Genomic DNA, 20,152 nt, shown 5'->3' with positions numbered 1-20,152 from the left:
ATCACAACACGGGCGGCGGACCTGCTGACTTTCCCGTTTTTTTATGGATCGGAAAGACCGGTTTCCATGTTGAATCTTGCTGACGCAGCCACGCATCCGTTTTACGCGCCAGAACCGACACGATTTCCGGATTTTCAGCGAAAATGTCCTTTTCTTCTCCGATATCGTCGCTCAGACAATAAAGTTCGCGCGAGTTCGTCTCATAGAAATAGAAAAGCTTGTAGCGCTTTCCGCCCACCTGATCCAGCGTGACCACACAAGGCGTTGCACGTTTTTTATCCAGATAGCCGGGAAACAGATAGTAGATCGGCTCACGGTTTTTCTTCAGCGTTGGATTCATCAGTACTTCAGCAAACGATTCACCATCCAACGGATGCGTTGCAGGATCGGGACGCCAGGTTGCTCCGGCGAGATCCAAATAGGTCGGATAAAAATCCGTACTGTAGACCATACGGTCCGTAACCGTGCCCGCCGCAATTTTTCCGGGCCAATACGCAATCAATGGAACCCGAAGGCCGCCTTCAGTAAACATGCCTTTATGTCCGCGCAACGGTGCAGCTCCCTGGAATGCGGCCCCGTTGTCGGAACTGAACAGGATCAGCGTATTGTCTTTGATGCTATCGGATGTATCGCCATCGCCGTTGGGATCATTCACGGCCGCCAACAGGCGCTTGAGGTTCAAATCCACACTGGAAAGAAATCCTGAATATTCGACCGCCTCGTCATCTGCATCCGCGCCCAATCGCGCGCGTGCGGCCGCCTTGAGGTCTGGACGAGCGCCGAGCGGACCGTGGACCGCAAACGTATGAAACTGAAAATAAAACGGATTCGCCCCGGCCGCCAGTTTTTCGATGGTATCCTCCATTGCATCGCCCACGGCATCACTGACATGCTTCGGTGTACCAATCAGAGAATCGGGAAAGCCATGTTCTCTGACATAAGCCTGATCGTACGGAGCGGCATAGGGCGTAAAGGCACCTAGCCCCAGATTACCAAAGGCCCATTTGTCCCCTTTCTTTTTGGCAAAGCAGGCATTGTGATGCCCTTTTTTCCAGCCCCCGACGTTAATATCAAATCCGGCGTTTTCGGGCATAGTGTCCTGGCTATCGTGTCCGCCGCAGTGATACTTTCCCAGATGCGCCGTGGTATAGCCGTTCTTCTTGAGCGCTTCGGCAACCGTCACCGCTTCTACTGCGACATCCATGGTCTGCTCCGGCCCTCTAAACTTCGCCTGCTCTTCGGTGACACCGCCTTTTCGGTCGTACCGGTTCAGGCTCAAAACGGCGTATACCTGATTGTTTTTGCGGGCGGAATATTGCCCCGTCAGCATGGCCGCACGCGTCGGGGCGCAGTTCGGACTGGCATACGCATGGGTGAAGCTCAACCCGTTTTCAGCGAGCTGGGCGATATGCGGAGTATGGACCACCTCGTGCACATTTCCCAGTGTAGCTGCCGGCGAGCTGATATGATTCCAACCCAAATCATCCACCAGAAACATAATAATATTTGGGCGGGTTGATGCAAACGATCCGGAGGCCGCGGCCAAAACCGCCGTCGCGACAGACCTCAATAAAATCTTTTTCATCTGTTGCATGCCCTTCTCCTTCATGGCTATTTCAAATCCCGTCGTTCGGACTTTATTTCTCGCATCAAAATGGCTTTCATTTGCTCCACCCGTTCGGGGTACTGCGCTGATAGCTCAAACCGCTCTTCGTTATCTTCCAGAATGTTGTAGAGCTGGAATCCCTTCGTATTATTGTCACGAATCAGCTTAAAGCCATCGGCCATAACGAGCGCCGCACCTCCCATGATCTGATAATTGTTGTCCACCACGACATAGTCATGGCTTGTCGTTTGCGGCTTCCCCAGCAACGTTGACAAATACGAGATGCCGTCTTTACCCGCAGGAGGTGCAATCCCTCCAATTTCAGCGACCGTGGAGAGAAAATCATAGTGAGATGTCAGCAATCCCGATTTTTTCCCTGCGGCAATCTTTCCCGGCCAGCGCGCCATCATCACGCACTGAATCCCGCCCTGGTAGCCCGAGCGTTTCAAGCCGGCCCGACCGCCCGCGCCGTCAAAGATATCGGCGACCTCTGAGGTACGGAATTTGTTGTCGGTCAAATTATATTTCTCACCGTCCGGCGTTTGCTGTTTTTTAAAATCCATGCGCGGCCCGAAATAGAGCTCGTGCCCGTTATCCGACGCAAAAAACACCACCGTGTTTTCATCGAGCCCCTGCGTCTTTAGCTCGGCGAGGATTGCGCCCACATGGTTATCGAGAATCTTGACCATCGTGGCATATTTTTTCTCCGCCAGCCCCAACCGCTCGTCATCGATATAATCGGGATGAATGGCCGGTACGGCGCACGGTCCGTGCGGCAGCTGGGTAGGATGATACAGAAAAAACGGTTTCGTCTTTTTTCCGGCGCGAACCGCTTCGCCGTGTTCGCGAATATAGGCCACCACGCTTTCAGCAAACAGGTCGGGCACATAGGTCTTGCCAAACTGCCCAACCGGTTCATCCAATCCGTCCTGACTCGCCCGCCCGCAATTGGCATTCGGGTTGCCTTCCAGTTCAATCCGTTCTCCATTGCGCCAAATATAGGGGGGATAAAATCCATGACAGCGGGCATGAGAATAAAAACCCTCATATTCATCCCAGCCGAACCGCTTCACCCGCTCATGCCACGTTAGAAACCCGCGATCCAACTTCCCGAACTGTGCCGTTTTATAGCCGGCTTGCCGCGCCACTTCCGCCAGAAAAACCTCATTCTCTCCAATCGGATTCGCATTCGCTTTCAGCTCAGCATATTGCTCCTCATATTCGGCCTGCGTGATACGACCACGGTCACGCAGAAGCGGCAAGGATCCGTCGGTTTGCTTAAACCCGCCAACACGCCCCGAATGCAACCCCGTCAGCAGCGACCAGCGCGCGGGCGCACAATAGACCCCTCCATAATAGTTCTCAAACGAGATTCCTTCATGCGCCAGGCGATCAATGTGCGGCGTCTTCACGATCTTTTGACCATTGCAGCTCAACATGCCCGGCCCCAGATCATCCGCAAAAATGAGGATAATATTGGGCTTCGAAGAAACCGCAAAGCAGCCAAAGCTAATCGATATTAGAGCGATAAACGTGCTGACTTTCGTTCTGTTCACCTTGGTTTTAATGTGCCGTTATTCCTATTATATTAATGCTGGCAACCGACCGTAACCTTTGACTCAAATGACTCCTGCACACGACCGTTCAGGATCAACTGAGTGGTAACCGGAACCGTTTCCGACCATTCATAGGTTTCGGAAGTGTTTAGACTCACGCTCTGCTCCTCAAAGGGCTTGAGCAAAGGAAGCGGGCGGGAGGCCACATTTTTACCCTCAACCATCACAACCAACCGCGCCGAATCATCGGAAGAAACCTGACCGAAATTGGTTACGTCCACCAGAATCGTGGTTCCGGATTTTCCGCTCTTAATGACGGGAACATCCGCCGACAGGATCGGTTCTATATAGGTTACACCCGGCAGACGCGACCAGCCGAACAGCAATTTTCCTTCCGTCGTTAACCCCAGCAGTTTCCCGACAAAATTTTCCGCCCTGAATCCATTTCCTTTGGCATCAAAAATCAGAATCAGATCCTGACCCGACGGTTCTGTTTTCACGACCTTGCAACCGCGCCCGAAATCCACTTCCTGCGTCGCGCCGAAGCGGAGCGATTCAAGCTCCATATCCACATGTGGATCAAACCCCTTTTCCGCCTTCACTTTCACGCGAATCTGAGTGGTTTTTGCATCAATAGGCTCACGATTCAACACCTCCAGCTGTCGGCCGACCGTCAGCGGAATACACACGTTTTTGGAGTTGTGGTTGTCGTTGCCCCGTTCCGAATCCTTATTCACATCCAGTGTTGCAAAGTTAATCTGCACGGCTCGGCCGAGATCATCCTGCAGCACCATAACCCGCTCAAAGCGATACCAGTTATTCGTCGTACCGTCTTCATACACCACGTTTGCATCGCCATAGGCCAGTCCCGGATCCTTTACCCAGTGCACCCCGTCTTTTGAGCGTAAATAGTAGGCCTGCCAGGCCAAGTAATTATGTGTAATCATATGATACTGAATACCGTCGTACCAAAGGGCCGGATCTTCATAGCGGTCATTCGGATTCAGTTTGGGCGGAAAAACCCGCCCCGTTCCGACCGCATACCATTTGGAGGTTCCGGTTTTACTGAAATGCATGGTTCCCTTTTTATCGACCTTCAAAAATGAACCGTCTTCCCGCATAGCAAAGCCGCAGTTCGAGGCATGGGGATACGTCCCCGGACGCGCGCGCAAATCTTCTTCATAGGCATTGATCGACCACGGGCCTTCCAGCGTCTTTGCCTGATAGTAATAATTCAGCGAACGACCTTCGGTTCGACAGAAAGCATACACAACATAAGAACCATCAGCTTTCCGATACACGCTTGGATTATGCCCCGGGCCAATATGTTCAATGACCTTATAAGGACCCAGCGGATTTTCAGAAACCGCGTGCACAATTTGCGAATGCATCCAGGCACGGTGTCCGCGCGGATTATCCTCCGACCAGCGACACGGGAACATATGATATTTCCCATCGTCTCCTTTGACGATCTTACCGCCCCAATACGACCAGTCGGGATCCTCGATTCCATTGGTTATATCGCGCGGAACGACCGCATCAACACCCCAGGTATCTCTGGTCATAGGGCTCATAACGGGTACCGGTTCAAAACGATCCATAAACTGGCCGCCCCACACCAACCCCGAAACCCGTTCATACGGCGGCAGGTCGGTGTACTCCTTCGAACCGTGTTTTGTCTTCTTGGCCTCCGCGTCACTCACAACCAGCGCCGCAAAAACCATCAAAACCGCAAATGTACTTTTTTTCATATCGATTCACCTGTCCCCGCGCTGATCGGGATATTTTTCTTTATAGTAAATAACCCGTTCTTTCCATTCGCGCTCCTCCAGCGGAAAAACATGGTTTCGTGTCGCCCAGGCCGTCCACTTCTTTTCCAGTTCGATGGCCTTTTCGGGATACCTGGAAGAGAGGTCGGTCGTCTCAAATGGATCCGCCTTCAAATCAATCAACTCCCAAGGCGTTCGGCTATCCACTCGAACCAGTTTGTAATCGCCGGAAATTACCGCGCAACTGGTCTGATGTTCAAAAAAGAGATCCCGCTCCGGCAAGGAATCTCCTCTCAGTGCAGGCAGCAGACTGATTCCATCGGGCCCGGAAATCGGTTCGCCGTGAAATGTTTCCGGATACTCAACGCCCGCCAAATCCAGACAAGTCGGAAAAACATCCGTAATATGCGCAAGGTCGTGTCGCAACGATCCCTCAAAAAGAATGGATTCCGGAGCTTTGATAATTAAAGGCGAACTGATGCCGCCCGAATAGGTAAAGCATTTGTATAACCGATACGGGGTATTCGTCAGGTCAGCCCGAAGTCGCGCCAGTTTGCTTTGCCGGGCGCTCCCCCCATTATCGCTCAAAAACAGGAAATAGGTATTTTCGTACATTCCTTTCTTCTTCAACGTATTCACCACTTCGCCAATACCATCGTCGACCACTTCAATCATCGCGGCATAGGTGGCCATTTCTTCAACCCACACCTCCTTCTTCTCTTCAGAAAGATCAGACCAATCCACCCGAACGGCCTCATCAAACTCGCCATTATTCGCCGGCAGTTTTTTGCCGGAAGGAATCAGCCCGAGTTTTTCCAATCGTTGGAACCGCTGTTGCCGGAGCACATCGTAGCCAACCGCATAGCGAGCTTTGCATTTTTCCACCCGCTCTGCCGGAGCCTGCAACGGCACATGCGGCGCATAGTGCGCCAGATACATAAACATCGGCTTTTCTGTATTATGATGTTCAATAAACTCAACGGCATGTTTCGTGATGGCATGCGTGTAGTAATAGCCCTTTGGAAAATCGGTAATCGCAGTCGTATTACGCTTCAGTCCCTTGACTTTGTAATAATTTCCGCCGCCGGACAGACTGCCGTAGAATTCATCGAAACCGCGTTGCGTCGGCCAGCTTCCATTGGGAGCGGCGTCCTCTTCCGGTCGCCAGCTCCCATCAACCGTAACATGCCACTTTCCGGACATATACGTTGAATAACCGTTGGCTTTAAAAACTTCTGCAATGGTTGGAACCTCGCCTGTAATCTGTCCGCGATACCCCGGCCGATGCTCATCCACCACGGTCATCCAGCCCATTCCTACCGAATGCTGATACCTGCCGGTCAGCAACGATGCGCGGCTCGGGCAGCAGCGCCCCGCATTTTTAAAATTACTGAACCGGATGCCCTCATTAGCCAGCGCATCGATATTCGGGGTTTCAATTTCGCTCCCGTAGCACCCCAAATCCGAAAAGCCCATGTCATCGCACATGATCAGAACCACATTCGGTCTGCTGACCAACGAATTCCCGGCAGAAGAACACGCGTTCCCCCGTGATTTTTCCGCCGCCAACAACGCCACACAAAAACTACCGATTAAAAACCCAAACGTTTTGTTCATCCACGTTCCTCTGCCATTCACCCGGAATCGACCTGTATTCGTTCCGACTTACTCTAAATACACATGGAACATTGGAACATGAGTCCCGCTTGGGGGCAAAACTTTGGAGTTGTAGTCCTGCCCTCGCGGCAACTACAATATATCGTAGTTTATCCTTAGGCAGTATTACTAACTCACAGCTTCCACTGTTTTGTCCAAAACAGCTTATTATTGTGATTTTTCTTTCACTGAACGTGAGAACCGGCCGGACTGGCAGCGTGTCCGGCCACCGCGGGATCCGAGCCATGGATTGGATCGTCCAGCACCATTTCATAGTTTTCACCCGGCCTTCGGAAAATCAGGGTTCCGACATCCGGTCCAGATGCGGCGTCTTAAACATCGTGTGTCCGCTTAGCCCGTTCACTGTTCAGCAATTTAAATCAATTCTTCTTAGCGTTTTCCCTGATAAAGAATTCGCTCGAGTTCTCCCTCGATTTCAATTTTAAAAACCAAAGCCACATGATTAGGAAGCTGTTTAGGAAGCTTGATCATCAGCTCTTCATCTCCTCTTACAAATGTCACCTTGCCATGCCCCAGTAATTCAATACTTTTAATTTCATTACCGGAACCGACTTTGGTTCTATTGGAAAGCGATTTGATCAGGGTTTTCCCCGATCGGGGAATTCCCAACTGTATGGCATAAAGTGTATTTCCCTTGGTCGTGAAGCGGATATCCGTATGGTTGAACAGTCTCACGTTAGGCGTTGCGTATCTATAGGGCATGGATTTGCTCCAGATATAACGCAGCTCAAATTCATCCATATGCCCTTCCCCTTGAATTTTCCATGGGCGTGTTCCGTGAATGGCTTCATCGTTCTGCTTCAGCCAACGACCGATCCCTCTGAGCTGTTCTTCCATAGCCGGATCAAACGACCCATCCGGACGCGGATTAAGAGAAAGCAGCAGGCCGCCATTATTCGCTACCAAATGACAGAGCCGTTTAATCAGATCGCCCGACGGCTTGTAGTTAATGCCATGCCACCAGCACCAGCTCCCGCTGATTGATGAGGTCTCATCATCCTCCCAGGGATGATTCAGCAGGTTGAGCGGCCGGAGATATCCGCGTTCATATGAATAGACGCCATAGGCATGCCCAAATTGCCGATCTTTATTATGCAGACAGACCTCCTTATGCTCACGGATACCCATATTGAGGAACTCGGAAACAATTTCCGTGGCCCCATCGGTTGCCCCGCCGTCAAACCAAATGACATCGGGCTTATATTTGTTGATCATTTCTTTCGTAATCGCTAACCGCTTTGCTGCGAAATCTTCCTTTGTTCCCATGAACCAATACCTGTCTTGTGCCTCCGGCTGCAGTAGGTCAACACCTGCATAGTCAGCATGGCGGGTCATCAAATTATACCAACCATCAAAGAACTTTTTAGTCCGGGCATGATGGAACGAAGCTATGGTTTTAATATTCCGTTTTTCCAACTCGGCAAACAGTTCGCCGACCAGATCCCTTTTTGCTCCGATTTTTCCGGCGCAAAAATCTGTAATCTCACTGTCCCACATCAAATACCCATCATGATGAACCGCACAGGTGCCGGCATACTTGGCACCGGATTCCTTCACCAAATCCGCCCACTTAACCGGATCAAACCCCTTCGCAGTAAAGTTTTCAGCCACCTGATAATATCCGTTACCATCTTTGATGGAACCATACCGCTTCTCAAATGCCTGACGCTGGGGATTCCATTCATCTATGGTATAAATTCCACGATAACCCGTCGTATAATAATTGCCGCCATTGGGAGGCGGACATTCTTCCCACTCCCCCGTTATCGAATACGGTCCCCAATGGGCATAAATTCCGAATTTTGCATCGAGCCCCCAATCCGGAATTTCATGGGTTTTAATGGACTTCCAGCTCGATTCGTATTGGTTCCGGGCACCTGCTGTTACTGCTGCCAGTATAAAAACGGCCACTCCAAAACGAGTCATCAATGTTAACGATTCCGGTCTCATATATCGTCTCCTATTCCTATTTTCTGTTTTCGGGAATAAATTGCTCAAGTCGTTTTACAACAACCATGTATTTTTCTTTAAAGTTGGCGGGGTGGAGTAAGTTGGTAAATTCCCCGGGATCAGCATGCTGGTCGTATAATTCATGCGTACCATCATTATAACTGATGTAGTGCCATTGATCCAATACCACCCCGATCTGGTTGCCTCGGGTGTTGGTAATTACTGCAGGTTCCGAACGTCTAGCCGTCGGATCTTTCAGTTGAGGCAACAGACTGACTCCATCCAGTTCATGAGGAGGTTCTGCACCAATCAGCTCGGCCAGCGTTGGATAAATATCCAGCATAGATACTGCAGACTCCACCGTTCCAGTTGCCCCATTGGGCATCTTAATGATCATGGGTGTCCCTGATGCCGAACGCCATACCCATGCTTTCCCTTCGTTATCTTTTTCACCGATCTGCTGACCATGATCGCCCATCAGAATAACGATGGTATTGTCAGCATATTCACTTTTCGCCAGACCATCGAGAATGATGCCAACGGCCTCATCAGCATACGTAATACAGGCATAATATGAATGCCGAACAAATGACCACTCTTCCGGATAGGGCTTCACATATCTGCCGAACCAATCCGGCTTTGCAATGGGCGGCAGATCATCAAAATCATTCTCCGGCAAATCCGGAAGGGCCAATCGGTGTTTGTTTTCTTCGGTCGTGTAGAGATCAAAATATTGCTGAGGGCAGATATAGGGGATGTGCGGCCGGAAGATTCCGCAGGCCAGAAGCCAGGGTTTCTCATCGGGAGCAGGAGCGTCCTCCACCCGCGGTTCCGAAAAGTCCCGGTTCAGCCAGGCAGCGCCCCATTCCGCAACATTCCAATCCAATGTGTTGGTTGGCTTAATATCTTCTTCCAGCGGTCCCCAGACCCACGTTCCTGTTAACGATTTCCGGTCTTTTGGGGCGACTGTTTTGGAGGTGCGTGCAAGCCATTTGGGGTCACCGTTTTCTTCAAAGTATCGCGCTCTGTAGTTGTGGCCGAAACTTTTTTCAGCGCTGATTCCCGGCTGAAAATTCCAGGATTGCGGATCGGACAGAGGATCGGGATTATTATGATTTCTTCCTCTGTGATGGAAAATTTTACCGGCGGCAATGGTGTGGTATCCATTCTGCTGAAGAAATTCCGGTAGTGAGGTTAAATTCTTTGCGGACTCGGTTTTGCGGTAGTGCTGGGTATTGTTGAATACGCCGCTGTTTTCCGGACGAAGACCGGTCATCAACGCAACGCGTGAGGGGTTGCACGACGGACAGGCTGAATATGCATTGCCAAACTTGACTCCGGTTTCCGCCAGTTTATCAATATTAGGCGATATGGCCGGTCCGTCATAGCACCCTACAAACCGGTTCAGATCATCCACCATGATTAAAAGAATATTGGGTTTTTCAGCATGGGCCGTAAGCCCTCCGATCAGCGCGGTTAACAGCAAAATGTTTTTCATTTATTCTGCTTCCTTCTCGGCTTTAACAAGGGCCTGCATATCGCGATCAAAAGCTTCTCCATCGAAAGGAACAACAACAATCTTACTGGCATGATTATCATTGGCGCGATCCTGACCTTTTTTGACATCAATTACTGAAAAAATAAAATGAGTCACATGTCCGGTTTGTTCATCCAGATAGGCGGTCGGACGTTCAATGTATTGCCAGTCATTAACGGTGCCATCGGTATAACGGAAAATCTTGGTTTCGTCCTTCTTGAAAGCAATGCCCCGGTATTTCCAGTCTGTTATTCCATCAATAGATGAAAAATGGTGCGAAGTTTTCGAAGGCCAATGGTTATAAACGACGTGATACATGCCTCCGCTATACCACACCGTTGGGTCTTCGTTCTGGGTCTGAGGGAGGTCAGGGTAGTTTTCGTATATCCGACCATTCATGATTTTATAGGGGCCGAGAATGCCCTCATCACTGACCATCGGAGCTGTGGAACGGGGAATAATCATATATCGTCCATCATGCCGCAGCAGCACTTTCACATTCGACATATGCCCGTATGAAGGGCTTTCCCTGTTGGTATACCGAGCCAGGCCTTTATTAAATCCGTTTTCATCCACCTCGATTTTTCCAAGCAATTCAAAGGGCCCCTCCGGTGTATCGGAAACAAAGATTTCTCCTTCTGTAATCTCACTCGTCACCACTGCATAGCGCCCGTCATGCATACGAAGTCCGATGAGATTATGTCCTCTGCCGCCTTGCCACTGCGGATAGATCAGGCCCTGATCTTTATAGGGACCCATAATATGATTGCTGACAGCATGCATGCCTTTTGAACCGGCCTTCCATCCGACTCCATGCGCCATGGATTGGGGCCAGCGGCTGGCATAGAGGTGGAATTTTCCATCATCGCTTTGCACAATCCGGCCATCCCAGTAGCACCAGTTTTCCAGTTTTGCATCTTCGAGCCCGTTATTAATATCACGCGGCAACACATTGGGATCCCCCCAAATCCCTTCCGACACCAGCGCGCCCCGCGGTTCCATCGGCAGAAAATAGTCAACCAATGATTTCTTTTCATCGGCCGAAGCAGCAATGACCATCCATGCGGCCGCATATACGACATAATTTTTAACGTTCATCAATTTGCTCTCTGTTTAATTCATGTTTCCGAGAATCATTAAATATCTGATCTTTGTGAGCGGGAAAGCAGGCGTTCGATTTCTTCACTTACCTCTTTATCCGGGGAGTCATTTTCAACCATATAGACCTTAATGGCCTTGGCTAGTTTTCGGACAACGGGATCATAGGCGGGATCATCAATGAAATTAATCACTTCATCAGGGTCGCGTTCATTATCCAGCAGCCAAGTCTCTTTACCGTAAAAATCAATGACCAGCTTATGACGTGAATCCACAGCTGCATTCCAATATTTCCGGGTTACTGTTACATCATTCCAGTCCGCAAGGTTTTCCGGATCAAACAACGGAGTCAGATCGCGTCCCGGTGTTTCCGGAATAGGATTCACCTCCAGCAAACTCAAAAACGTCTCCATCCAATCAATCGTATTGCCCGCCTGTTCAATAACTTTTCCCCGAGGCACCATCGGATTATGATTCACCACTGGGTTGACCAGCTGGCTTCCGTCCACCAGAACAAATGGAATTCGCAGCGACATATCATGCGGAGTTCCTTTATTGACCCGACGGTGTTCACCAAAAAGATCCCCGTGATCCGAAGTAAAGAGAATGACCGTATCCTTCAGCAGGGCCTCCTTTTCGAGATGCTTTATGAGGCGGCCGACATTATCATCGATACACTTCACCATGCCGAAATACTGCGCAATATTATCCTGAATAGTATAATAGCCCTTGTCCCTGGAATCATGTACATCAGCAGCCTTTCCATCAGCTTCAATCCATTTTGGATTGTTCGCATCGGCTTTATAGGGGTTCTCAGGATTATGATTGGGATCGTTCCATGTTTTCGGCAATTCAAACGCCATATTCGTGTACATGGAATTATAAGGAGCGCGAACCCGATCTCCCGAATGCGGATCCGGAATGCTGAGCACATAGAAAAACGAGGAATAGGCATCATCCTTTTTGAAGTCAGAAATAAACTCTTTGGCCCGATCAACTAACCAATCCGTCTGAAATCGAACTGTTGTGGTGTTCCCATCAGAATAAAACGGCAGCTTTCCATCCACCTTTTCATCATGAATCCGGTCATCAAACCGCTCACCGTTTTCAGTTTTATAGTGATCAAGTTTCGGTTCCCGAACCCAGACCAAATACGGATCACCATCCGTTGTCGGTGTATCAAGCCCATTAGCCTTGGCCGGTTTTCCATTCTCAACCATGCCGTACCACTTTTCATGGCCGCCGTTGAACATAAATTTATTATGGATAATTCCATAAGAATCACTGGGATCGTCCAGAGGGTAAGGTTCCCACCACTTTCCATGTTTCCGTTTTTCTTCCAGCGGGTGATGTTCTCCCAAATGCCATTTCCCGGCATAACCCGTCAGATATCCGGCATCCTTCAACACATCAAAGATCGTTATAATATCCGAACGAAGATATTTCCCGTCTCCGACTTTGGTTGAATTGTTATGCACGGTCAGATTATGCCCGTAGATCCCCGTAAACATTGAACCTCGTGAAGGTGTACAGGTCGGAGTGCTGGCATGCATTCGGCTGAACAGCGTTCCGTTTTCCGCCAATGAATCAATATAGGGCGTTTCCACGGCATTCCCCTCGCCCCACATATAGGCTTGGTCCGGCGACATCAAATCCCGATAGCAGCCTAACGTCCGTAAATTGTGCTCATCGGTGATAATCCAGATCAGATTTTTCCCGTTGGCCGTTGTTTTCCGGCCCGCAAAAGTTTCTGCCGCAAACATTACTGCGCAGCACAGAAACAAAACGCTCTTCCATTCAGTTAACTTCATTGCATCTCCCGCTATTCCCAATTTATCCCCAGCATAATTCTATATGTTTACCTGCAAAAAAAGGGGGGCAAATACCCCCCATTGAAGCGTTTAAAACAGGATTGCATCGCATGGGGTTCCATGCATTATTAGATATATGTTCAGTACGGGGCCCCTTCAGAAGTTTTCCTTTCCTATATCACGGGACCGATCAGGAGTGTTCATTGCGTTATATGGTCTTGTTCTATCTGTCTTCATTCCGTCTGCTCAGGCTTCAGTACGCAACTGGATAAACACCAAGTCAGACCGGATGATTGACCAACTCTCAATCATTCAAGCAGAATTGAACAAACTGCCGAAAACGGGACCGGTCGGCAGCCCGACAACACTGGGATATCAATCGCAGCTATTTGAGTCGCTAGATCAGAAGTTGACCATCGAGGTACCGTTCAGCGAAGAGGTGTCGGTTGATTTAGTGGTTCTTGTTCCGGCGATCTATCCGCTGGATGGCATTACGTTGAGCCCGATTGGATTTCCTGAACGGTTTTATATCGAACGAATATTCCAGGATGGAACCACTGAAGTGATTGCAGATCACCGGAATACGAATTATGAACTTCAGGGTATTGAACCACAGCTTTTTTTCTGCCCGGATGCTAAACCGATAGTCGGTATCAGGGTCACAACAACCCGGATAGCCGAGGAAGCCTTTCTTGCATTTGGAGAAATTTTTGCATTTGCCGGGGAATATAATGCGGCGCTGAACGCTCAGGTCGTCGCTCCCAAACCGAGAAAAAAAAATTTAATATGGAATACCCCCTGTTTAGTGGATGGCCATACGTACTACAGACCGGCAGACCGAACCAGTACGGTTGACCGTCATGAATTCCGCTCCTTTTCGCAGCAAGTCGATCTCATCTTTGACCTGAAAGAAGAAAGAACAATTGATGAGCTGCGGCTTTGGCCGGTTCTTATTAACTTTCAATATGTTCAGTCCTACGACCTTGGCTTCGGATTTCCGAAAGACATTAAACTCGAGGTTCTGAAGTACCCTGAAGATCCGGCTCCAGAACTTATTTTTCAAAACGCAGAAGAACTTCCAGCGCCCGGGTCAACGCCTTATATGAAGCGCCTGCCGCCTGTTCACGCGCGCTATTTACGACTTACAGTTGCAAATGGTCACCTTGGAACGCGGCCCAATCTTCAAAAAAGAATCTTTTTAAGCGAAGTTGAATTTTTGCATCGGGGAACAAATCTGGTGCGGAATATCAGTCCTATTGCCAATACGTATGAACACGACAAACCTTATAAGCCCAATCCCGACATTCTTACAGATGGACTCACCAATGACGGCCAGATTGTTCCATTGCGGGTATGGCTGATTGACTATGCGCGAAAGAAAGAGCTCGAACGGCAGAAAAAATTCCTGGAAGCCAAACTTGATCTCGCCTTGATTCAGGAAAAAAACCGCGTTGTCACCGTGGCCGCCGCGGCGGTGGGACTGGCCATTATTCTGGCGCTGATGATCTGGGTTGTACGGTTGCTGGATCAGCGTCATTGGGCGAATATGCGTGATCAGATTGCCAGCGATCTCCACGATGAAGTAGGAGCCAATCTCAGCAGCATTGCTCATTCCGTTGAGATGTTAAGCGAGCTCATCGAAATGCCGACTGCACTTCAGAAAAAATTATTAAACTCCACCACACAGACGGCGAAAATGACGGCTCGGGACACCCGCCGCTTCATAAAAATTCTAAACCCGAAAAATAAAAGAATTAGTTTTGAATCCCAAATTCGCCACATCGCAGACCAAATGCTCGGCCCGATTAAAACCTCTTTTGCGATGAGCGAAATTGAAGCGTTCAATGGGTTAAAACCTATTCAGCAATGGAATCTGATTCTTTTCATTAAAGAAGTGCTGAATAATACGATTAAACATGCGAATGCAACCGAAGTACGAATCAGTACAATGAGGGACAGGGCGAATGTAAAACTGATTCTTCAGGATAACGGCTGTGGAATCGATCCCGACAACCTGCCTCTTCTACATCTGGAACTACGGGCAAAAAAAATGAAGGGTAAGATGGAGTTGGAGTCGTCCCGTGAACTGGGAACCCGGATTTCTCTGACTTTAAGGGTAAAACGATGAGCACAACCATTCAAATACTGATCATAGAAGACAATCCCGCGTTTGCCGAATCGCTCATGACGATGATCGAAATTTCTCATAATATGAGTTGTTCCGCGGTCTACGGTTCTGCCGAAAAATGTATGACCGCATTAACCAGTACAGCACCGCCGGTGGCAGACCTGGTTTTGCTCGATCTGCACCTCCCAGGGAAAAACGGCCTTACACTCGTTCCAATGCTTCGGAAATTTTTACCGGATGCGGATATTCTTGTGCTTACACAAGACGATGACTATCTCACGACACTGGAGGCTATTCGGCTGGGTGTAGCCGGCTATATTCTCAAAGACTCCTCAATCACCGAAATCCGTGATGCCATTCAGGATATTCATGACGGTGCCGGTATTATAGACCCACAACTTTCCCGTATGATTTTTAACGCGTTAAGTTCCGACAAACTTCCCGTAAAAAACCCTTTAAACAGCGGCGAACTGGAAGTGCTGGAACTTTTGGCAATGGGGTATATCAAGAAAGAAATTGCCGAACGCCTGAACCTGAGTTACCGCTCTGTTTCCAAAAAGACAGAACGGATATACAAAAAGATGCAGGTGCCCAATGTCGCCGCCGCCGTCGCCGCCGCCATTCGTAAAGGACTAATTTGATACAGGCGGTCAACACACAAGACATCAGCATGTGAAAGACACTCCTCTTAAGTCCTGGGATCTCATCAATCACCCTTTACGGTGACCGTCCTTACCGCTTTGCTCCGCCATAAAAAATACGCTCGAAAGAGCACACTCTGGCAGGGTCATTTCCCCTTACTGCCCCACCATGGCAACGGACCTTCATCCGGCGCCCAGTTTTCATCCAGACAAGCTGCGTGCTCCTTCTCAAGTCCCTGCATGAACGAAGTCCGGGCTGTTTCAATTTTTGCGTCAAATGCTTCCTGCGTAAAACGCGGATCACGGGCCGGAAACTTTGCCCCGGTTTCCGCCAACCACTCATTCAGCTTCTTTTGAAACAGAGCCACCCGCTCCGGTTGTTGCGCGGCAAGGTCGGTCTGTTCCCCGATATCGTTCTTCAGATTATAAAGTTCACACCGCCCGTCTTCGTGGTAATAGATTAATTTCCAATCCCTGGAACGAATGATTGATGACGGCTCGCCCCCCTGATTCCCGTAATGCGGGTAGTGCCAGAACAAATCCCGATCCGCAATAGACTCCCCCTTCAACAACGGAACCAGACTGACGCCATCCACATGTTGTTCCGGCATAAGCGGGAGTCCGGCCAACTCCAGAATGGTTGGATAAAAATCCATTCCAATCACCGGCTCTTCCGAAACCTCTCCCTCATGCGTCATTCCCGGCACATAAATCAGATACGGCTCACGAATGCCGCCTTCCCATTGACGACCTTTTCCCCCGCGAAAGGGAAGCAGGCTCGTTGAATAACTGTCACCGGATGAAACGCCGCCATTGTCAGAAGTGAAAATCACCACGGTATTTTTATCGAGCCCGGTTTTCTTCAACGTATTCATCACCAGTCCGACCGCGGAATCCATGCTTTCCACCAACCCGGCATAGATCGGGTTATCCTGCACCTGCCGCACCGGCAAACGCCGATCAAATTTAAAGCGGGTATCGTTTTCGGTCAGCCCCATGGCCGCCGCTTTTTTCTGATATTTCCGACACAGTTCTTCCGTAGTTTGAATCCGCCCATGCACGGCATAAAAAGACAGAAACGCAAAAAACGGTTTATCCGGGCGCGACTCGATAAATTCAGCCGTTTCCCGTGCCAACCGTTCCGTCAGCGATTCGCCCGCCGGACCATCTTCCAATGCCGGATTTTTGTAGGGAGAAAAATAGTGACGCCGCGGCGACCCTTTATCCCAGCCACCGATATTCGTCATAAACCCATGGTCTTCCGGCCAGGATCCTTTGGTTCCGAGATGCCACTTCCCGGCGAAAAAAGTTTCGTATCCGGCGTCGCGCATCGCCTCGGCAATTGTGATCTCCTCCTTCGGAAGGTTCCACACATATTCTGCCGGCAGCACCTGATCATCCCGATCCCAGTCCATTCCGCTTTCGGAACCGATCCAATCCGTAATTCCATGACGCGGCGTGGCTTTCCCGGTCATAATGCTCGCGCGCGAAGGACTGCACACCGAACAGGCCGCATAACCCTGATTAAACCGCATGCCGGATGCCGCCAGCGCATCGATATTCGGTGTTTCATGAAAAGTACTGCCTTCATAGCCCAGATCCCGACAGCCCAGATCATCCACCAGAATGAACAGAAAATTGGGCCGCTCAGCCGCAGCGAGTCCCGCCAGCATGCTCACCAGCACGATCAGTCTATTTCTCATTTATTTTCCCTTATTCTCAGAAGCCAGTAAGCCATAAGACGAATCAACAACCGCCGTTCAGCCGCATAATGACGTCAATCAACGTCGATTCCTGAACTCAAACTCACCTATTTTCTGTTCGATCCCGTTTGATTTACCGTTTTTATATCCTGCAACCCAACCCCAAGAATATTGCGGGCCAATGGTTCCAGCGCTTCTTCCGAACCATGGAAATGCATGGTCTGCTGAATATGCTGCATCGTTTCACCCGGTTTCAGAGCGGCCGCAGGCGAAGAAGTTTCCAGTTCATAAAACGGGCCCAGCGGCGGCTTACCCGGTGCCGGCGATCCATCATTATAGGAATTGATTACATCGCCTTTGTACGGCTCTTTCTGAAACTCCCACATGGAGTTCACAAATCCATTCGGAGCCGCCTGCTGATTATAGGTCAAAAGCGTCAAGACCTGTCCCTCGGCATCATAGCTCCCGGCCACGCCTTTTGAACGTTCCGGACTGACGCCAATCTTACCGCGCCGCGTACCGTCGCCCCGGAAAAAGAGCACATCATCTTCTACGGTCAAATACTCCGGAGGAACTTTGCCGAAATAGGTGCCGTTCACCTTCGGCCCTAATGCACGTTCAGGCCCCGACTCAAAAGGAATCACAATCGTGGTACTCGGCGAAGGACTGAAGTGACCCAGCAGCCAGATCGATGGCAAACCGGTTTCCGCCTTCCACGCTGTTTTTCCCCGATTGGTCAAACGGTTATCTGTTTCAAAGGCGACAAACTCCACGCCCTGCGGCACGGATTGATTAATGGAATCCTCCACGGCATCTGCATCCAGCAGCCGAACCGTACGCTCGATCCCCATCGTGAAAACTGTACCGCTATAATTTGTCAACTCACAGTCACGCCGGAAAACCGCGCGATCGGCCGACTTCACGACCAACTCAAAGGGTTCGGTATCAATCGCCGCCGGCGTCGTCCAATCTTCAAATACAAACTCCGAACCCGGCTTGAAATAGAACCCGAACTGTCCACCCTCCGGCCCCAGCCAAAAACGCTCCTCGCCGCCGAAAATATGAATATGCTCTTCCAGTTTCCCCTTGCGCTCGCTTTCAGGCAGCACGCCCGTTTCAATCACCGGTCGGTTGATCCAGCCAAATCCATCGCCGGTCTTCCGGTTGATCGCGCTGGTCATCACCCGTCCCTGATAATCAGGGGCCACCGCAACCGCGGCTTTGCCCTTTTTCAGAAGAATGATCTCGGTATGCTTTTTCATAAACGCCACATCATCTGTAAATCCTCCTGGTTGAGTCGCGCACCCAAGCAACAAAACCGGAAGAAGCATGATACTCACACAACAGGCATTCGGTTTCATTCGTGTGTTCATAATCGGTCTCCTTATTCCCTACTTCTTTTTTTATTTTTCCTCTTTGTCTGGGCCGGCCCCATACCGTCCCGGTCAAAATAGGCCATCATCGGCAAGAATGCGTACAATATCGGGCGAACGCGCAAATAAAGATGAGACAACGGTGAAAGCCACGATTAAACTGATATTTTCAAACGCAACATTATTGCCCTCCGGCACGTTCAACTTTGAATACAAATCCACTGTATACGGGGTCGTCATTCGCTTCTCCACGATTGCAGAACAGGTATTCCGGATGCCCGTCTTTCATCAAAAGCATCGGCGTTTCCAATCGCTGCTTTTTTCCGCACAGCGTCATCGGACTGGGATAACCCTTCACCGGATCCGACCAATGAATACCATCGAATGACTCCAGATATATGCCGGCATGACGCTCAATCACCGTCTTATCAGCCATCAGCATTTTAAACGTCCCTTCCTCAAACCAAACGTAGGGGTCTTCACAATTTTTGGGCGACGGATTATAGACGGGATTGCCCTTATATTTGACGTATGGACCTTCCAATTGATCGGCTATGGCGAGTCCGATGCGGCGCTTGGCCTTCCCCTTTTCAAGATCAGCCATGGAACGCCCTTTGTAATACATAAAATACCGTCCATCCGGCGTCTTAATCAGGGCCGGGTTGTTACACATCATGCTGTCAAACGCATTCGGATCATCCGAGGTTTCAACCAGCGCCTTTTTATCACTGATCTTTTTCCACGGACCATAAAGCGACGGAGCTGTCAACATACCCACGCCCTGCGTGGCAATATCCCCGTCCCGGGCCCCCGTATAAAGCAGCACATATTTTCCATCGATCTTATGAATCTGCGGATTGATTACCCCCGTCGCATCCCAGCAATCGCCACCGCGTCCTTCAATGACAATATCCAGCACCTTATAGGGGCCCAAAGGATGATCCGCAATGGCATGCACAATCTGGCCTTCGGCCGCCCACTGGTGCTCGCTGAATCCTTCCTCCTTATTCGGCCAACGTGCAAAAAACACATGCACCTTTCCTTCGGGACCATACATCGGAGCACAGCCCCATACCCGCCAGCCTTCATCCATCAAATTCAGAATCCGTTTTTGGGGAATAAGTTTTTCGGCAAAACTCTCAACGTCCCGGGGGACGTTCGGCCTGGCAATCACCCGACCGGCGGAAATCAGAAATAGAGACCACAATAAGTACGGTATTAGACATTTCATATTTTAAATTTCACTCCTGAAATGAATTGCCGTGAGAGAGCAGATATCCGGGGTTTTAGTTTTGCGCGAGCC

General features: G+C 49.8%; 13 protein-coding genes. 2 read left to right on the top strand and 11 right to left on the bottom strand.

All coding sequences use genetic code 11. The features are described 5' to 3' along the window. Position 1 precedes the first annotated feature (1 nt). From P9H32_RS00270 to P9H32_RS00235, 8 genes are all read right to left on the bottom strand, one after another. Positions 2 to 1,585: a sulfatase-like hydrolase/transferase gene (locus P9H32_RS00270; RefSeq protein ID WP_322606851.1), complete on the bottom strand. Its 1,584-nt coding sequence runs from the start codon at positions 1,583 to 1,585 to the stop codon at positions 2 to 4. A gap of 26 nt (positions 1,586 to 1,611) precedes the next feature. After that, positions 1,612 to 3,162 (bottom strand): arylsulfatase, encoded by a 1,551-nt coding sequence (locus P9H32_RS00265; RefSeq protein WP_322606850.1) that lies wholly within the window; start codon positions 3,160 to 3,162, stop codon positions 1,612 to 1,614. A gap of 32 nt (positions 3,163 to 3,194) precedes the next feature. After that, the gene (locus tag P9H32_RS00260) at positions 3,195 to 4,913 is read right to left on the bottom strand and encodes a glycoside hydrolase family protein (protein WP_322606849.1); all 1,719 of its coding nucleotides are present in this window, start codon (positions 4,911 to 4,913) and stop codon (positions 3,195 to 3,197) included. A gap of 6 nt (positions 4,914 to 4,919) precedes the next feature. Further along, entirely contained in the window at positions 4,920 to 6,548 is a 1,629-nt protein-coding gene (locus P9H32_RS00255; protein ID WP_322606848.1) for an arylsulfatase, read from the bottom strand. A 429-nt stretch (positions 6,549 to 6,977) separates the two neighbouring features. After that, positions 6,978 to 8,534: an alpha-L-fucosidase gene (locus P9H32_RS00250; RefSeq protein WP_322606847.1), complete on the bottom strand. Its 1,557-nt coding sequence runs from the start codon at positions 8,532 to 8,534 to the stop codon at positions 6,978 to 6,980. A gap of 40 nt (positions 8,535 to 8,574) precedes the next feature. Further along, positions 8,575 to 10,056, bottom strand: coding sequence for a sulfatase (locus P9H32_RS00245; RefSeq protein ID WP_322606846.1), 1,482 nt, complete (start codon positions 10,054 to 10,056; stop codon positions 8,575 to 8,577). Then, positions 10,057 to 11,193: a glycoside hydrolase family protein gene (locus tag P9H32_RS00240; protein WP_322606845.1), complete on the bottom strand. Its 1,137-nt coding sequence runs from the start codon at positions 11,191 to 11,193 to the stop codon at positions 10,057 to 10,059. 38 nt (positions 11,194 to 11,231) lie between these two features. After that, complete coding sequence (locus P9H32_RS00235) at positions 11,232 to 13,004, bottom strand: sulfatase-like hydrolase/transferase (protein WP_322606844.1); 1,773 nt, start codon at positions 13,002 to 13,004, stop codon at positions 11,232 to 11,234. Positions 13,005 to 13,200: 196 nt separating this feature from the next. On the opposite strand from P9H32_RS00235, the gene P9H32_RS00230 reads away from it, so the two are divergent. Both P9H32_RS00230 and P9H32_RS00225 read left to right on the top strand, forming a co-directional pair. Continuing rightward, on the top strand, positions 13,201 to 15,132 hold the full coding sequence (locus tag P9H32_RS00230; RefSeq protein ID WP_322606843.1) for a sensor histidine kinase: 1,932 nt from the start codon (positions 13,201 to 13,203) through the stop codon (positions 15,130 to 15,132). Then, entirely contained in the window at positions 15,129 to 15,773 is a 645-nt protein-coding gene (locus P9H32_RS00225; protein WP_322606842.1) for a response regulator transcription factor, read from the top strand. Before P9H32_RS00230 ends, P9H32_RS00225 begins: the two co-directional genes overlap by 4 nt. A gap of 146 nt (positions 15,774 to 15,919) precedes the next feature. On the opposite strand, the gene P9H32_RS00220 is transcribed toward P9H32_RS00225, so the two are convergent. From P9H32_RS00220 to P9H32_RS00210, 3 genes are all read right to left on the bottom strand, one after another. Next, on the bottom strand, positions 15,920 to 17,476 hold the full coding sequence (locus tag P9H32_RS00220) for a sulfatase (protein WP_322606841.1): 1,557 nt from the start codon (positions 17,474 to 17,476) through the stop codon (positions 15,920 to 15,922). Between the two features lie 107 nt (positions 17,477 to 17,583). Then, positions 17,584 to 18,807 (bottom strand): DUF6786 family protein, encoded by a 1,224-nt coding sequence (locus P9H32_RS00215; RefSeq protein ID WP_348534446.1) that lies wholly within the window; start codon positions 18,805 to 18,807, stop codon positions 17,584 to 17,586. Between the two features lie 223 nt (positions 18,808 to 19,030). Continuing rightward, positions 19,031 to 20,080, bottom strand: a complete 1,050-nt coding sequence (locus P9H32_RS00210) for a glycoside hydrolase family protein (RefSeq protein WP_322606839.1) — start codon at positions 20,078 to 20,080, stop codon at positions 19,031 to 19,033. Between the last annotated feature and the right edge of the window lie 72 nt (positions 20,081 to 20,152).

The organism is Pontiella agarivorans (assembly GCF_034531395.1).
Classification (GTDB): domain Bacteria; phylum Verrucomicrobiota; class Kiritimatiellia; order Kiritimatiellales; family Pontiellaceae; genus Pontiella; species Pontiella agarivorans.
This window is presented reverse-complemented; position numbering and strand designations above follow the sequence as displayed.

Bases quoted from the DNA above. Each gene is read 5' to 3' on its own strand.
- P9H32_RS00270 (WP_322606851.1), bottom strand. From the start codon at position 1,585: ATGAAAAAGATTTTATTGAGGTCTGTCGCGACGGCGGTTTTGGCCGCG.
- P9H32_RS00260 (WP_322606849.1), bottom strand. From the start codon at position 4,913: ATGAAAAAAAGTACATTTGCGGTTTTGATGGTTTTTGCGGCGCTGGTT.
- P9H32_RS00255 (WP_322606848.1), bottom strand. From the start codon at position 6,548: ATGAACAAAACGTTTGGGTTTTTAATCGGTAGTTTTTGTGTGGCGTTG.
- P9H32_RS00250 (WP_322606847.1), bottom strand. From the start codon at position 8,534: ATGACTCGTTTTGGAGTGGCCGTTTTTATACTGGCAGCAGTAACAGCA.
- P9H32_RS00245 (WP_322606846.1), bottom strand. From the start codon at position 10,056: ATGAAAAACATTTTGCTGTTAACCGCGCTGATCGGAGGGCTTACGGCC.
- P9H32_RS00240 (WP_322606845.1), bottom strand. From the start codon at position 11,193: ATGAACGTTAAAAATTATGTCGTATATGCGGCCGCATGGATGGTCATT.
- P9H32_RS00235 (WP_322606844.1), bottom strand. From the start codon at position 13,004: ATGAAGTTAACTGAATGGAAGAGCGTTTTGTTTCTGTGCTGCGCAGTA.
- P9H32_RS00225 (WP_322606842.1), top strand. From the start codon at position 15,129: ATGAGCACAACCATTCAAATACTGATCATAGAAGACAATCCCGCGTTT.
- P9H32_RS00220 (WP_322606841.1), bottom strand. From the start codon at position 17,476: ATGAGAAATAGACTGATCGTGCTGGTGAGCATGCTGGCGGGACTCGCT.
- P9H32_RS00215 (WP_348534446.1), bottom strand. From the start codon at position 18,807: ATGCTTCTTCCGGTTTTGTTGCTTGGGTGCGCGACTCAACCAGGAGGA.
- P9H32_RS00210 (WP_322606839.1), bottom strand. From the start codon at position 20,080: ATGAAATGTCTAATACCGTACTTATTGTGGTCTCTATTTCTGATTTCC.